We start from the raw sequence: 14,381 nt of genomic DNA, 5'->3' as shown, positions 1-14,381 counted from the left end.
CCTACCGGATCGCCGCGCGCACGGCGGCCGCGAACGCGTCGCCCCGGTCGGCATACCCGGCGAACTGGTCGAACGATGCGCCCGCCGGTGCCAGCAGGACAGTGTCACCGGGTGCGGCCAGGCCACGAGCCGCGGCGACCGCCGCGGTCATGACGGCGGCGCCGAGATCTCCACTCGAATGTTTCACTTCTGTCACATCTGCACCAAGAACCACTGCAGTCGCATCCATATCAGCATCCTCGCCTGTCACAACGTGGAGGACGGGGACATCCGGCGCGTGTCGCGATAACGCCTCTGCAACCTCTTGCCGATCTCGGCCGATGAGCACCGCCCCGACCAGCCGCGACGCGATCCTGGCGACCTCGGCGTCGACCGAGGCGCCCTTCAGCAGGCCGCCGGCGATCCAGACGACCCGGGGGTAGGCGAGCACGGACGCCTCGGCGGCGTGAGGATTGGTGGCCTTGGAGTCGTCGACGTAGGTGACGCCCTCGGCGACGGCCACCACCTCGGCCCGGTGCCGCCCGACCCGGAAGGCCGCGAGCGCGGACGCGATCGCCTCGGCCGGCACCCCGACGCTGCGGGCCAGCGCGGCGGCGGCGAGCGCGTCGAGCACGCCGACGGGGCCCGGCACCGGTATCGAGTCGACGGGCGCCAGCGTCAGGTCGTCGGCGAACGCGCGGTCGATCAGGTGTCCGTCGCGCACGCCGAGCTCCCCCGGGCCCGGTTCGCCCAGCCGAAAGCCGGCCCGCACCGGCGCCCGCGCCGTGCTCAGCAGCGCCGCGGCCCGGGCGTCGTCCAGCCCGACGACGGCTACCCGGCCGTCGAGCACCCGGGCCTTGGCCGCGGCGTAGTCGGCCAGGGTGCCGTGCCAGTCCAGGTGGTCCTCGGCGATGTTGAGCACCGCGCCGCCCTCGGGCCGCAGCGACGGCGCCCAGTGCAGCTGGAAGCTGGACAACTCGACGGCCAGCAGCTCGGCGGGTTGGTCCAGCACGTCGAGCACCGGGCTGCCGATGTTGCCGCACAACAGGTTTGACCGCCCGGCCGCGGTGAGCATGGCGTGCAGCATCGACGTCGTCGTGGTCTTGCCGTTGGTCCCGGTCACCACCAGCCAGCGCCGCGGCGGGCCGTAGTGGCCGGCCGCGTCCAGCCGCCAGGCCAGCTCCACATCGCCCCAGACGGGCACGCCCGCCGCCGCGGCGGCGACCAGCAGCGGCGTGGTCGGCGAGAAGCCGGGGCTGGTCACCACCAGGGCGTAGCGGGCGACCTGCTCGGCGGCCACCGACGTCGGCGCGGTCGCCACCCCCGCGTCGGCGTACCCGCGCAGGGTGGCCGGGTCGTCGTCGCACAGGGTTGGCACCACGCCGAAGCGGGTCAGGCCCGCCAGCACCGCCTTGCCCGTCACCCCGCCGCCGGCCACCAGCACCGGGGCGCCCGGCGCCAAGGGGTCAAGCCCGCTCATCAGGCACCGATCGCGGCCAGCCACTCACCGTAGAAAAGGGCCACGCCCAGCCCGCAGGCGATCGCGGTGAGCAACCAGAACCGGATGATGACCGTGGTCTCGGCCCAGCCGGCCAATTCGAAGTGGTGGTGGAACGGCGCCATCCGGAACACCCGGCGCCCGGTGGTGCGGAAAGTCAGGATCTGCAACACCACCGAGCTGACCTCGGCGACGAACAGCGAACCCAGCACGACGGCGAGGATCTCGGTGCGGCTGGTGACCGAGATGCCGGCGATGATGCCACCCAACGCCAGCGATCCGGTGTCGCCCATGAAGATCTTGGCGGGCGCGGCGTTCCACCACAGAAAGCCGATGCAGGCGCCCGCGGTGGCGGCGGCGACGATCGCCAGGTCGAGCGGATCGCGCACGTTGTAGCAACCCAGCCCGGGCGCGGTGACGCACGCGTTGCGGTACTGCCAGAACGTGATCAGCACGTAGGCCGCGGTGACCATCGCCATGCTGCCGGCGGCGAGCCCGTCCAGGCCGTCGGTGAAGTTGACGGCGTTGGACCAGGCGCTGACGACGACCACGCAGAACAACACGAACAGCGCCGGGGCCAGCGCGACGGTGGCGATCTCGCGCACGTAGGACAGGTCCGCGCTGGCCGGGGTCAGGCCGTTGGCGTTGCGGAATTCCAGCACCAGCACGCCGAACAGCACCGCGGCGGCGACCTGCCCGACGGTTTTGGCCGTCTTGTTCAGCCCGAGATTACGCGACCGGCGGATCTTGATCAGGTCGTCGAGAAAGCCGACGCCGCCGAGCACCGTGGCCAGGCTCAGCACCAGCAGACCCGACGCGGAGACGCCCTCGCCGTCGAACGCCAGCCCGGCCAGGTGGGTCCCCAGGTAACCGGCCCAGATGCCGGCCAGGATGGCCACGCCGCCCATCGACGGTGTGCCGCGCTTGGCGTGGTGGGTCGGCGGGCCGTCGTCGCGGGTGTGGTGGCCGAATCCCTGCCGGGTGAACAGCCGGATCAGCGCCGGGGTCAACAGGATCGACACGGTCAGCGCGACGGCGACGGCGATGAGGATCTGTCTCACGGGCGGGCACCGCCCTGCGAGCCTTGTGATACCAGGGCGTCGGCCAGCGCCCCCAGCCCGGCCGCGTTGGAGGCCTTGACCAGCACGACGTCGCCGGGTTGCAGCTCGGCCCGCAGCAACGCCAGGGCGGCCTCGCTGTCGGCCACGTTGACGGCCCCCTTATCGGCCGAGCCCCACGAACCCTCCATGACCGCTCCGTGGTGCATGGCGCTCATCGACCTCCCACTTCCCACGACAACGAGTCGAGACACATCTAAGCGCACGGCCAGCCGGCCGATGCGATCATGCTCGGCGATCGCGTCCTCGCCGAGTTCGGCCATCTCACCGAGCACGGCCCAACTCCTGCGCTTTTCGGCCGGCCGGTCCCCCCCGCCGTGGGCGATCCAGGCCAACGCCTGCAGCCCGGCGCGCATCGAATCGGGGTTGGCGTTGTAGGCGTCGTCGATCACGGTGACGCCGTCGGCGCGCGTGGTGACGTGCATCCGGTGCCGCGAGACGGGGCCGGCGCCGGCGAGTGCGGCCGCCACCTGGTCGACGTCGGCGCCGCATTCCAGCGCGACCGCGGCGGCGCACAGCGCGTTGGTCACCTGGTGGTCGCCGTAGACGCCGAGCCGGACCTGCGCCTGAGTGGTCCCCGAGGCGTCGCGGTGGTGCAGCGTGAAGCACGGCCTGGCCACCTCGTCGAGCGAGACGGGCCCGGCCCACAGCTGGCTGGGGCCCGCGCTGGTGTTCTCGGCACGGCTGACCCGCACCACCCGGGCCGCGGTCACGCCGGCCATGGCCGCCACCGCCGGGTCGTCGGCATTGAGGATCACCACCCCGGATGCCGGAACAGATTGGGGCAGTTCGGATTTCGTCTGTGCGATGGCCTCGCGCGAGCCGAACTCGCCCAGGTGCGCGGTGCCGACGTTGAGGACGACGCCGATCGCCGGCGGGGCGATCTCGGCCAGCGCGGCGATGTTGCCCGGGTGGCGCGCCGACATCTCGAGGACCAGGAAGTCGGTGTCGGGCGTCGCGCGCAGCACGGTCCACGGATGCCCGAGCTCGTTGTTGAACGACCCGGGCGGGGCGACCACCTCGCCGAGCGGTTTCAGCACGGCGGCCACCAGGTCCTTGGTCGACGTCTTCCCCGACGATCCGGTGATCCCGACGATCCTGAGCCCGCCGGCGACCAGTTCGGCGGCCACCACCTGGGCCAATTTGGCCAGCGCCGCGAGCACCGCCGCGCCCGAGCCGTCCGGGTCGTGCTCGAGCACCCCGGCCCGCGATCCCGACGCGCCCGCGGGGGCGACGACGACGGCGGGAACGCCGACCGGTCGGGCGGCCAGCACCGCCACCGCGCCGGCGGCGATCGCCGCGCCCGCGTGGTCGTGGCCGTCCGAGCGCGCGCCCGGCAGCGCCAGGAACAGCCCGCCGGGTCCGACGGCGCGCGAGTCGAATTCCACCGTCCCGGTGACGCGGCGTCGCGCGGCGTCCTGCGGCGAGATGTCGGCCAGGGTGCCGCCGACGATGTCGGCGATCTCGGCGACGGTCAACTCGATCATCGCGGTGCCCCGTTCCGGTCCCGCAGCGCCTGCGCCAGCTCGACCCGGTCGTCGAAGGGGCGGGTGTGCCCGCCGGCGCTCTGGCCGGTTTCGTGGCCCTTGCCGGCGATCAGCACGACGTCGCCCGGGCCCGCCCAGGCGACGGCGTGCCTGATCGCGTCGCGGCGGTCGGCGATCTCGACAATGTCTGCCGCACAACCGCTTTCGGTCGCCCCGGCGAGGATTTCGCGACGAATCGACGCCGGGTCCTCACCGCGCGGGTTGTCGTCGGTGACGACGACCAGATCGGCCAGCTCGGCCGCCGTCGCGCCCATCGGCGCCCGTTTGCCCGGGTCGCGTTCGCCGCCGGCGCCGAACACCACGGCCAGCCGGCGATCCGGACGCGCCAGCGTGGTCAGCACGGCGCGCAACGCGCCCGGTTTGTGGGCGTAGTCGACCAGCGCCAGGAAGTCCTGGCCGGCATCGATCTCCTCCATGCGTCCCGGCACGCGGGCCTGTAGCAGGCCCGTCGACGCCTGCTCCGGGGACACCCCGACCGCGTCCAGAATAGCCAGTCCGACAAGGCAATTGGCGACGTTGTAGTGGCCGGGCAGCCGAACACCCAGCTGATGGCGCGCCCCGGCGGGATCGATGGCGGTGAACCGTTGTCCCCCCGCGCCCATCGGGGCCACGTCGGTGGCGCGCCAGTGCGCGGGCCGGCCCTCGGCGCTGACGGTGATCGCGTCCCCGGCGCGGGCGGCCATGGCGCGCCCGGCGTCGTCGTCGACGCAGACCACGGCGCGCCGGGCCCGCAGCGGGGAGCTCGGGTCGAAGAGCATCGCCTTGGCCTCGAAGTAGTCGGCCATCGTCGGGTGGAAGTCGAGGTGGTCGCGGGACAGGTTGGTGAAACCGCCCACCGCGAACCGGGTTCCATCCACGCGGCCCAGCGCCAGGGCGTGGCTGGAGACCTCCATGACGACGGTGTCCACCCCCTGTTCGGCCATGGCCGCCAGCATTGCCTGCAGGGCGGGGGCCTCCGGGGTGGTCAGCGCGCTGGGAATGTCGGCGCCGTCGATGCGGATCCCGATGGTGCCGATCAGCCCGGCGGTGCGGCCGGCGGCGCGCAGTGCGGACTCGATGAGATACGTCGTGGTGGTCTTGCCGGACGTGCCGGTGACGCCGACGACCGTCACCCGCTCGGACGGGTTCCCGTACACCGCGGCGGCCAGCCCGCCGAGCACGCCGCGGGGGTCCGGGTGAACGAGGATCGGCACGGATTGCCCTAGGGCGCCCATCTCGGCGACCCCGCCGGCGTCGGTGAGCACGGCGACCGCGCTGCGTTCGATCGCGTCGCCGGCGTAACGCGCGCCGTGGGTGGTGGAACCGGGCAGCGCGGCGAACAGATCGCCGGGCCGCACCTCCTGGGCGCGCAGCGTGACCCCGGTGACCGGCAGGTTCGGCACGGCCCGATCGCCGGCCGGGGCGGCTCCGATGTCAGCCGCCAACGCCGGCAAGCGCACGCCCGCTGCGGCGCTGGGCCGCAGCGCACTGGGCACCGACACCCCGTCACCACCTCCGTCAGCCATGATCGGCCATGACACCCTACCTAGGAGCACCGGCCGACGGATGTTCCCGCGCCCGGGCGCCGGTGTCACGACCCGTTGCGCCGCTCGAGCAGGGGGAGCCAGACGGTGTCGACGATCTCTTCGATGGCTTCGTCGGGCAGGGGCCGCAGCGTCATCAGGACCTCGTAGCGAAACAGGTCCACGGGCAGGCGCGCAATGCGCTCGGTCACCTGGTCGGGCTCGATTTCACCGCGATCGATGGCGCGCTGGATCGCCTGATCCAGTGCGGCATCGCGCCGCCCCCGCACCAGCGTTTCGAGATCGGCCAGGCTGCTACCGGTCTGCTGGTAGAAGCCGCCGAGCCGGGTCAGCAACGGGACCACCAACCCCACCCTGACCTTGTTCGCTTGCCGCAGCAATGCGATCGCGTCACCGCGCAGGCTGCCGGTGTCAGGGGCGACCACGACGTCCTTGGCGACCTCATGTGCCACCGCGGCGAGCACGAGCTCCTGCTTGTTCGGCCAGCGCCGGTAGAGCACCGCACGGCTGGTGCCCGCCCGCACGGCGACGCCGTCGATCGTGAGCTCGTCGTACCCGCGTTCGGTCAGCTCCGTCCACGCCGCATCCAGCAACGCCTCCTCCAACGCGGGACCCCGGCGCCGCCGGGCCACGCCGGTCGAGTTAAGAGACATTGCGTTTCCTAACGGTCGGGTCTACGTTCTTTGGATACAGAACGTATCTTATAGCGAACAGGAGTGGAATCGATGCGCATTCTCGTCTCCGGTGCCGGAATCGCCGGCCTGAGCGCGGCGATAAACCTCGGCGCCGACGGCCACGACGTCACCTTGGTCGAACGCGCCAACCACCTGCGGGTGAACGGCTCCCCGATCGACATTCGCGGGGACTCCATCGGTGTCGCCGACAAGATGGGCGTGCTCGCACCGATCCGCGCGCACCGGGTCGACATGACCGAACGCGTCCAGTTCGTCGACGAAAACGGCGCCGTGGTGGCCGAACCGCCGCTCGACGAGATCAACGACTCCGCCGGCGACATCGAAATCCCGCGGGAAGACCTCACAACCATCCTGCGCGACCGCCTAGGGCCGACGGTAGAACTGCGGTTCAACGAATCCATCGGCGAACTCGACGACGAGGACCGTCGCGTCGACGTGCGGTTCAATTCCGGCGACCGCGAGCGCTATGACCTGGTTGTCGGTGCCGACGGGATGCACTCGGCCGTGCGACGGCTGGCGTTCGGTCCCGAGCAACGGTTTCTGCGCCATCTCGGCTTCTATGTCGCGCTGGCCGACTTGCCCGGCTATACGCCGTCCGGGCGCGACAACCCGATGTACAACTTCCCCGGGCGCCTGGCCGGCATCGCCGCCTACAACGACAAAGCCTTGGCGGTCTTCATGTTTCGATCGCCCTGGATCGACTACGACCACCACGACCTCGCGGCGCAGAAGCGGATACTCGTCGACGCGTTCGCCGGCCACAGCGAGTGGCGGGTACCCGAACTGCTCGACGCCGCGGTCGCCGACCCGGAACTGTACTTCGATTCCGTCAGCCAGATTCACATGCCCGGCTGGCATCGCGGTCGCGTCGTCCTCGTCGGGGACGCGGCGCATTGTGCCTCGAGCCTGTCGGGCCGCGGTACCTCCCTGGCCCTGACCGGGGCCTGGTTTCTCGCGCGAGCGCTGCGCGACCATCCCGGCGATCCCGGCCACGCGTGCGAGCAATACGAACGCGACCAGCGACCGCATGCCCTGCGCTGCCAGGCCACCGCGGCGCGCGGCGGTGACCTCCTGGTTCCGGCCACCCAAGCTCAAATCGACGCGCGCAACCGCGATTTCACCGTCGCAACCGGCCGCGGCCGGGAAGTCTAGGTGGCCTGCAGCGTCAGCGGCGGGCCCGGGTCCGGCGACAGCGGCACGTTCTCGCGCTGCATGAGCCAGCCGGCGATGTTGTGGAACAGCGGGGCCGCCGAGTGGCCCGGGGTGCCGTCGGCGTTGCGCTCCGGGTTGTCCATCATGATGCCGATGACATACCGGGGGTTGTCGACGGTGGCCATGCCGGCGAACGTGATCCAGTAGACGTTGTCGAAGTAGCAGCCGCAGGCCGGGTTGATCTGCTGGGCGGTGCCGGTCTTCCCGGCCATTTGGTAGCCCGTCACCGCGGCGGCGGGGCCGGTGCCCTGCTGATAGCCCATCGGGTCGTGTTGCACGACGGCGCGCAGCATGTTGCGCACGGTCTGAGCCGTCTGCGCCGACACCACCCGCACGCCGTCCGGGCGCGGTTCTTCGGTGCGGGTGCCGTCGGGCGCGATGGTGGCCTTGATGATCCGCGGCGGGATCCGCACCCCGTCGTTGGCGATCGTCTGGTACATGCCCGTCATCTGCAGCAGCGTCATCGAAAGGCCCTGCCCGATGGGCAGGTTGGAGAAGGTGCTGCCCGACCATTGGTCGATGGGTGGCACCAGCCCGGCGCTCTCCCCGGGCAGGCCCACATTGGTGCGCTGCCCGAGCCCGAACTTGCGGACCATGTCGTAGAAGCGCTCCGGCCCCACCCGCTGCGCGAGCATCAAAGTGCCGACGTTGGAAGACTTTCCGAACACGCCGGTGGTCGTGTAGGGCATCACGCCGTGGTCCCACGCGTCGTGGATGGAGACCCCGCCCATCTGGATCGTGCCGGGAACCTGCAGCACCTCATCGGGATTGGACAGGCCGTACTCGATGACCGACGACGCGGTGATCACCTTGTTCACCGAGCCGGGCTCGAACGGCGAGGACACCGCCAGGTTGCCCAGCTGTTTGTCGCCCTGACGCCCGATGTCCTGGGAGGGGTCGAACGTGTTGTCGTTGGCCATGGCCAGCACTTCACCGGTCTTCGCGTCGAGCACGACGGCCGAAACATTGTGCGCGCCAGAGACATTCTTGGCCTGCTGAACCTGCTGCTGCACATAGAACTGGATGTCGTCGTCGAGGGTCAGCTGCACCATCGAGCCGTTGACCGCCCGATGCCGGTTGCGGTAACTGCCGGGGATGACCACGCCGTCGGATCCGCGGTCATAGGTGACCGAACCGTCGGTCCCGGACAGCACGGAGTCCATGGCCTCTTCCAAGCCCAGCAGCCCGTGGCCGTCCCAGTCGATGCCGCCCACGATGTTGGCGGCCAGCGATCCGCCCGGATACTGGCGCAGATCCTGGCGTTCGGAACCGACCTCGGGAAATTTGTCCGAGATCGCGCTGGCGACGGCGGGGTCGACGGCACGCGCGAGATAGACGAAGTTCTCGTCGCTTTGCAGCTTCTTCAGCAGGGTCGCCGAGTCGGGTTTGTTGCCGAGGCGACCCGAGACGTCCTTGGCGATGTCGCGCAAGCGCTGCTGCGGGTCGGGGGCGGCCGAATTCTTGGCCTTGGCCTCCTCCAGCTGCTTGTGAATGCGTTTCGGCTGAAACGTCAGCGCACGAGATTCGATGGTGAACGCCAGTTGATCCTTGCGGCGGTCGATGATGCTGCCCCGCACCGCCTTTTCCACGTCGGTGACCTTGAGCTGCCCGGCGGCCTGGGCGCGCAGCGTCGGGGCCTTGGTCACCTGCAGGACGAACAGCTGGGCGGCGGCCACCAGCATCAGCACCAGGATGACCACGTTGCCGGCGCGATGGCGGAAGACGAACGACCCACCGCGGCCGGCCATTTGCACGATCTGACGGGTGCGTCGCTCCCGCGCCGAATGCCCGGCCCCCACCGGCTCGGGGCGCTGCGCACCCCGGCTGGCCTTGGGCTGCTTGGCTTTCCGGAGTCGTTTCGGTTCACGAACGTCACGGCCCTGGTCCGCCTGCTGCGGTTTCGCGCGGCGCTTGGGCTGCCGGGCGGCGTTGTCCGCCATGTCCTTACGGGGACCGCGTGTCGGGCGTGCGGCCTGCGACCGGCGTGCCCGTGGGGTGTCGCCGCGGCTCACCTGGGAGCACCTGGCACCGCGCCGGGGGGCCCGGGCAGGGCGCCGGTACCCGGTTGCGGCATCGGGGCGGGCGCCGGAGCGGCGGGGGCGATCGGCTGGGGGCCGGGCGCGCGGCCCAGCGGCACCGGGACGGAAACCTCCGGCGGCAGGGGCGCGGGTAGCTGGCCAGGGGCCGGAATGGGCAGGCCGCCCAACGGGATCGGGACCTCGACGGGCACCGGGGGGGTCGCGGGTCTGGCCGGCATCGGCAGCCCCGGCGTCGGCAGCGCGCCGGTCACCGGCCCACCGGGCATGCCAGGGAGCGCACCGGTCACGGGGCCGCCTGGCATGCCGGGCAGCGTACCGGCAGGGGGCGCACCGGCGGCGCCAGGCGCGCCGGGCACCGGCGGAACTGCCGGCGGGAAGTGTTGACCGCCTACCGTCGAGGCGCCGTCGGGTGCGCGCAGCAGCGCTTCGGGTCCCGACCTGGCCGGGGCGGGGGCGCCGGGGACCGGCTCGAGCCGCATCGGGACCTCCGCGGCGGGCGCCGCGGGCTTCGGGGGCTGCGGCACTTCGTCGGGGAGCTTGGTGTTCAGCGGCGGCGGCGGAACACCGTCGGCGGGCTTGGGGGTACCCACCACCACCCAGTTCCCGGACGGGTCCTGGACCAGGTGCGCGGTGTCTCGGGTGGGGATCATGCCCTGCTTGCGGGCGGCCTCCGCCAGCGCGGGGGCGGCTTCGGCCTCACGCACGTCGCGCTCCAGGGCCTCCTTCTGTTGCTGCAGCAGCCGGGTCCGCTCGCGGGCGTGGCTCAACTTGTAGGAGCGTTCGGCGGAGTCGGTGGACAACCACAGCGTGAGCCCGAGCCCGACGCCCAGCGCCCCGATGACCAACACGACGAACGGAACCTTGCTCGCAAGCGTCCGCGGCCGCAGGTCGATCGACGCCAGCCGGGCGGCCAGACGCTCGGTGAGCTTGGGCCGAACGACCTTGGGCGCCTTGGCTTTGCGGGCCTTGGCGCGCGCCTTGGCCTGGCTGGCGTTCTTCGGCCGCGCCGGCCGCTCGACCGGCCGGGCGACGGGGCTGCTCTGCGGACCGGCCTTGGGCGCGCGGGATTCGCGGGCGGGCGCCGCGGTCCTGGCGCCGCGGGCGCGCCGCGCCGCGCCGGGTTCGGGCGCCGGACGCCTGCCCCGTCGGGCAGCACCGTCGCGGGCGCCCCGGCGGTCGCTGCCGACGCGTCGTTTCGACGTCTCGCGGTCCGCTTTCATCAATCGCCTTTCCCGGTTGCCTGCTGTGATTCCATTCGCTGCAGGGCCCGCAGCCGCACCGCGGCGCTACGCGGGTTGCGTTCGATCTCGGTGGCGTCGGCCCGTCCGGCACCCTGCGTCAGGGCCCGGAATCGCGGCTGGTGACCGGGGAGTTCGACCGGCAGGTCCACCGGGGTGCGGGACGCGGCCGCCTCGGCGAACGACCGTTTGACGATCCGGTCTTCCAGCGATTGGTACGCCATCACCACGATGCGACCGCCGACGGCAAGCGCGTCCAGGGCGGCCGGGAGCGCGGCACGCAGCGAATCCAATTCGTCGTTGACCGCGACCCGCAGCGCCTGGAAGGTGCGCTTGGCCGGGTGCCCGCCGGTGCGCCGGGCCGCGGCCGGAATCGCTTCGTAGAGCAGGGCCACCAGGTCCGCGGTCGACGCGAACGGCTGGCGGGCCCGCCGGCGCACGATGTGCGCGGCGATGCGCCGCGCGAAGCGCTCCTCGCCGTAGCGGTGCAGGATGTTCGCCAGCTCGGCCTCGTCGTAGGTGTTGAGGATGTCGGCCGCGGTCAGCGGCGCGTCGGGGTCCATCCGCATGTCCAGCGGCGCGTCCTGGGCATAGGCGAAACCGCGTTCGGCGCGGTCGAGCTGCATGGACGACACACCGAGGTCGAACAGCATCCCGTCGACCGATTCGGTTGCGGCATAGCCGGATTCGGCCAGCGCCGTGGCGACGCTGTCGTAGCGGGTGCGCACCAGCGTGACCCGGTCGGAGAATCGCGCCAACCGCGATCGGGTGATGTCCAGGGCGGTGGGGTCGCGGTCGAGTCCGATCAGCCGCAGGCCGGGCAGTTCGGTCAGGAACCGCTCGGCGTGCCCTCCCGCGCCGACGGTCGCGTCGACGAGGGTCGCCCCCGTCCCGTCCGGGTGGTGGCGGGTCAATGCGGGCGTGAGCAGCGCGACGCAACGCTCCAGCAGGACGGGCACGTGCCCGCCTGATCCCGATGGCGGCGACCCGCTGCGCCCGGCTGCGCCGCGCTTGCGATCACCACGGCCGCGCTTGCGATCACCGCGTCCTGAATTGTCAGCCACCGCAACGCCTCCCCGGTTCTGCCGCCACCCGTGGGCCGCGCGCCCCGGCACGGCCCGAGCGTGCCGGAAAAGGTGTGGCGCCCTTGCATCGAGGTCCCTGTCCGAAGGCACGAACCTGGCGTTGGGGAAGTACGCCAGGGTCGGTTCGGGCAGAGGCCACGTTGCACGGGCATGCGCCTCAGATGATGTCGCCGAGTGCTTCATCGCTGGCCGCGGAGAAGTTCTCTTCGTGGGTCTGCTGGTAGTCCTGCCAGGCCTGCGCATCCCAGATTTCGAGGTAGTCGACCGCGCCGATCACCACGCACTCCTTGGACAGGCTGGCGTAACGACGGTGGTCGGCCGACAACGTGATGCGGCCCTGGGCGTCGGGGTGCTGCTCGTCGGTGCCGGCGGCGAGGTTACGCAGGAAGGCCCTGGCGTCAGGGTTGCTTCGCGACGCCTTGCTCGCCCGGCGGGCCAGTTGCTCGAATTCCGCCCGCGGGTAGACGGCGAGGCTGTGGTCCTGGCTCTTGGTGACCATCAACCCTCCTGCCAGCGCGTCACGGAACTTGGCGGGCAACGTCAGCCGCCCCTTGTCGTCGAGTTTGGGCGTGTAGGTGCCAAGAAACACCAGCTCACCTCCCGTTCGAGGTCACCCAAACACTGCAGCCACCATACCCCACAATCCCCCACTTCGCCCCATTCATGGCATGTCGCCGTGGCGTTTTCCGGGTTCTCCGTCGTCACGGGGCCCTCGACGCGCTACGAGAGGCGTGTCGGGCGGCCCTCGCACCGTGATTCAGGGCGGCGCCGGCAGCGCAGCTAGCAGGGTAAATGTCGCCGGTGGGGCGTAGTGGGGAACTCTAGTGGGGCCCGGTGGGGATTAACCGCCGGCCCGCGCGTCGGCTAGGCCTCGGTTGGGGCGCAAAACGGTATCGACGGTTGCGCGGCGTCAGTCAGCCGGCCGGAAGCTGCGACGATGATGGCCGGGGCGGCGCGAGGCGTGGGACGGACGTGGGAGAAATGCAAAACGGGGCAGCCAGCGGCTACCCCGTGCGGGTGGGTCGGGGCTTAGTCGTCGAAGCGGCGGCGGAACCGATCCTCCATGCGGCTGGTGAAGGAGCCCCCGCCCTTGTTGCGGCGCTGGCGCAGCGAGGTGGGCGCGGAGCCGGAATGGTCTGGCCTGCCTGACAATCGGGGACCGGTGATGCCGAACACCACGCCGCCGAACATGACGATGAACCCGAAAATGCTGAGAATGGGGACGCTGCCGCCGATCCAGGTGGCCTTGAACGCCACCCCGGACACCAGCATCGCCAGGCCGACGACGAACAGCGCCACTCCCTGCAGGCGCCGGCGGGCCGTGGGCGCGCGAAAGCCCCCGCCGCGGACGCTTGACGCGAATTTGGGGTCTTCGGCGTAGAGAGCGCTCTCGATCTGATCGAGCATTCGCTGCTCATGATCGGAGAGTGGCATTCGTCCCTCCTTGCCGACAGTTTGGCACGTGACTATCGATAGCACGCGATGCCCGTTGCGCGGGCAACTAATTGAATGATACGAGGTCAATCTGCCCCATACCACTGGTTCCGCGCCGATTCTATCCCGGCCGGATCGCGGCAATCCGCCAGACCGGAACGCCCGTGCGCTACAACCGGCTTCCCGACCCGTGGGGGTCCGTGGGTTCGGTGCCACGACCGCTCGTCGCGCCGGCCCGTGGGGGTCCGATAATGATTCTTGGCAGCCGGGTAAGACCGCCGCAGCATCGAACGAGACCGATCACCGGATGAGGAGGGCACCGCGAGTTGGGGATATTCCTCATCGATCTGCTCCCCCACGATATGGAGCGTCGCCTCACCGACGCCCTGACGGTGTACGTCGATGCGATGCGCTACCCGCGCGGCACCGAGCAACAGCGCGCCGCGATGTGGCTCGAGCACATCCGCCGCCGCGGCTGGCAAGGGGCCGGGGTCGTCGAAGCCGAGGGGCCCGATGACGAGGGCGCGCCGATGCCCTCGGCGGAGGATCTGACCAGCGCCCCGCTGCTCGGCGTGGCCTACGGCTATCCCGGGGCGCCCGGCCAATGGTGGCAGCAGCAGGTGGTGCTGGGCATGCAGCGCGGCGGCTCGCCGCCCCAGGAGATCGCCCGGCTGATGAACAGCTATTTCGAGTTGACCGAGCTGCACATTCATCCCCGCGCCCAGGGCCGCGGCCTCGGCGAGGCGCTGGCTCGGCGGCTGCTCGCCGGACGCGCGGAAAAGAACGTGCTGCTGTCGACGCCGGAAACCAACGGCGAGCCCAACCGCGCCTGGCGGTTGTACCGCCGGCTGGGCTTCACCGACGTCATCCGCCGCTACCACTTCGCCGGCGACCCGCGGGCGTTTGCGATCCTGGGCCGCGAACTACCCCTGTGACACCGCGGAATCGGGCGCGCATCGGGCGCCCGCGCTCCGGAGTGGCCTTGTTCGAGTGGCACATCGGATCTGGCACGA

General features: G+C 71.1%; 12 protein-coding genes. 2 read left to right on the top strand and 10 right to left on the bottom strand.

Going from position 1 to position 14,381, the window contains the following annotated elements:
• Position 1: 1 nt before the first annotated feature.
• The 5 genes from murD to W7S_RS10825 all read right to left on the bottom strand — a co-directional run bounded on the left by murD (position 2) and on the right by W7S_RS10825 (position 6,318).
• Positions 2-1,459 carry a UDP-N-acetylmuramoyl-L-alanine--D-glutamate ligase gene (gene murD, locus W7S_RS10845; RefSeq protein ID WP_036428810.1) on the bottom strand — a complete coding sequence of 486 codons (1,458 nt, stop codon included), beginning with the start codon at positions 1,457-1,459 and terminating at the stop codon, positions 2-4.
• Entirely contained in the window at positions 1,459-2,538 is a 1,080-nt protein-coding gene (gene mraY, locus W7S_RS10840) for a phospho-N-acetylmuramoyl-pentapeptide-transferase (protein ID WP_008256140.1), read from the bottom strand. The genes murD and mraY overlap by 1 nt, the downstream gene beginning before the upstream one ends.
• Positions 2,535-4,082 carry a UDP-N-acetylmuramoyl-tripeptide--D-alanyl-D-alanine ligase gene (murF, locus tag W7S_RS10835; RefSeq protein ID WP_008256138.1) on the bottom strand — a complete coding sequence of 516 codons (1,548 nt, stop codon included), beginning with the start codon at positions 4,080-4,082 and terminating at the stop codon, positions 2,535-2,537. Before murF ends, mraY begins: the two co-directional genes overlap by 4 nt.
• A complete protein-coding gene (locus W7S_RS10830; protein ID WP_036428808.1) occupies positions 4,079-5,647 on the bottom strand; it encodes a UDP-N-acetylmuramoyl-L-alanyl-D-glutamate--2,6-diaminopimelate ligase in 1,569 nt (522 codons plus the stop codon). The genes murF and W7S_RS10830 overlap by 4 nt, the downstream gene beginning before the upstream one ends.
• A gap of 65 nt (positions 5,648-5,712) precedes the next feature.
• Positions 5,713-6,318: a TetR/AcrR family transcriptional regulator gene (locus W7S_RS10825; protein WP_014711464.1), complete on the bottom strand. Its 606-nt coding sequence runs from the start codon at positions 6,316-6,318 to the stop codon at positions 5,713-5,715.
• A gap of 63 nt (positions 6,319-6,381) precedes the next feature.
• Here W7S_RS10825 and W7S_RS10820 point away from each other — a divergent pair, with 63 nt between their 5' ends.
• On the top strand, positions 6,382-7,512 hold the full coding sequence (locus tag W7S_RS10820; protein ID WP_081490088.1) for an FAD-dependent monooxygenase: 1,131 nt from the start codon (positions 6,382-6,384) through the stop codon (positions 7,510-7,512).
• Here the strand turns inward: W7S_RS10820 and W7S_RS10815 are convergent.
• The 5 genes from W7S_RS10815 to W7S_RS10795 all read right to left on the bottom strand — a co-directional run bounded on the left by W7S_RS10815 (position 7,509) and on the right by W7S_RS10795 (position 13,368).
• Positions 7,509-9,512, bottom strand: coding sequence for a penicillin-binding protein 2 (locus W7S_RS10815; protein ID WP_008256131.1), 2,004 nt, complete (start codon positions 9,510-9,512; stop codon positions 7,509-7,511). The genes W7S_RS10820 and W7S_RS10815 overlap by 4 nt on opposite strands.
• Before the next feature lie 68 nt (positions 9,513-9,580).
• Positions 9,581-10,831 carry a hypothetical protein gene (locus tag W7S_RS10810; RefSeq protein ID WP_014711462.1) on the bottom strand — a complete coding sequence of 417 codons (1,251 nt, stop codon included), beginning with the start codon at positions 10,829-10,831 and terminating at the stop codon, positions 9,581-9,583.
• Positions 10,831-12,117: a 16S rRNA (cytosine(1402)-N(4))-methyltransferase RsmH gene (rsmH, locus tag W7S_RS10805; RefSeq protein ID WP_136244429.1), complete on the bottom strand. Its 1,287-nt coding sequence runs from the start codon at positions 12,115-12,117 to the stop codon at positions 10,831-10,833. Before rsmH ends, W7S_RS10810 begins: the two co-directional genes overlap by 1 nt.
• Positions 12,092-12,523, bottom strand: a complete 432-nt coding sequence (gene mraZ / locus W7S_RS10800) for a division/cell wall cluster transcriptional repressor MraZ (RefSeq protein WP_008256120.1) — start codon at positions 12,521-12,523, stop codon at positions 12,092-12,094. The genes rsmH and mraZ overlap by 26 nt, the downstream gene beginning before the upstream one ends.
• Before the next feature lie 440 nt (positions 12,524-12,963).
• Entirely contained in the window at positions 12,964-13,368 is a 405-nt protein-coding gene (locus tag W7S_RS10795; RefSeq protein ID WP_008256119.1) for a DUF3040 domain-containing protein, read from the bottom strand.
• Positions 13,369-13,694: 326 nt separating this feature from the next.
• Here W7S_RS10795 and W7S_RS10790 point away from each other — a divergent pair, with 326 nt between their 5' ends.
• Positions 13,695-14,303 (top strand): N-acetyltransferase, encoded by a 609-nt coding sequence (locus tag W7S_RS10790; RefSeq protein WP_014711460.1) that lies wholly within the window; start codon positions 13,695-13,697, stop codon positions 14,301-14,303.
• The last annotated feature ends 78 nt before the right edge of the window (positions 14,304-14,381 follow it).

Source organism: Mycobacterium sp. MOTT36Y, assembly GCF_000262165.1.
Lineage (GTDB): Bacteria > Actinomycetota > Actinomycetes > Mycobacteriales > Mycobacteriaceae > Mycobacterium > Mycobacterium intracellulare.
Note: the sequence above shows the minus strand (reverse complement) of the source record. Positions and strands in the feature narration are given on the sequence as shown.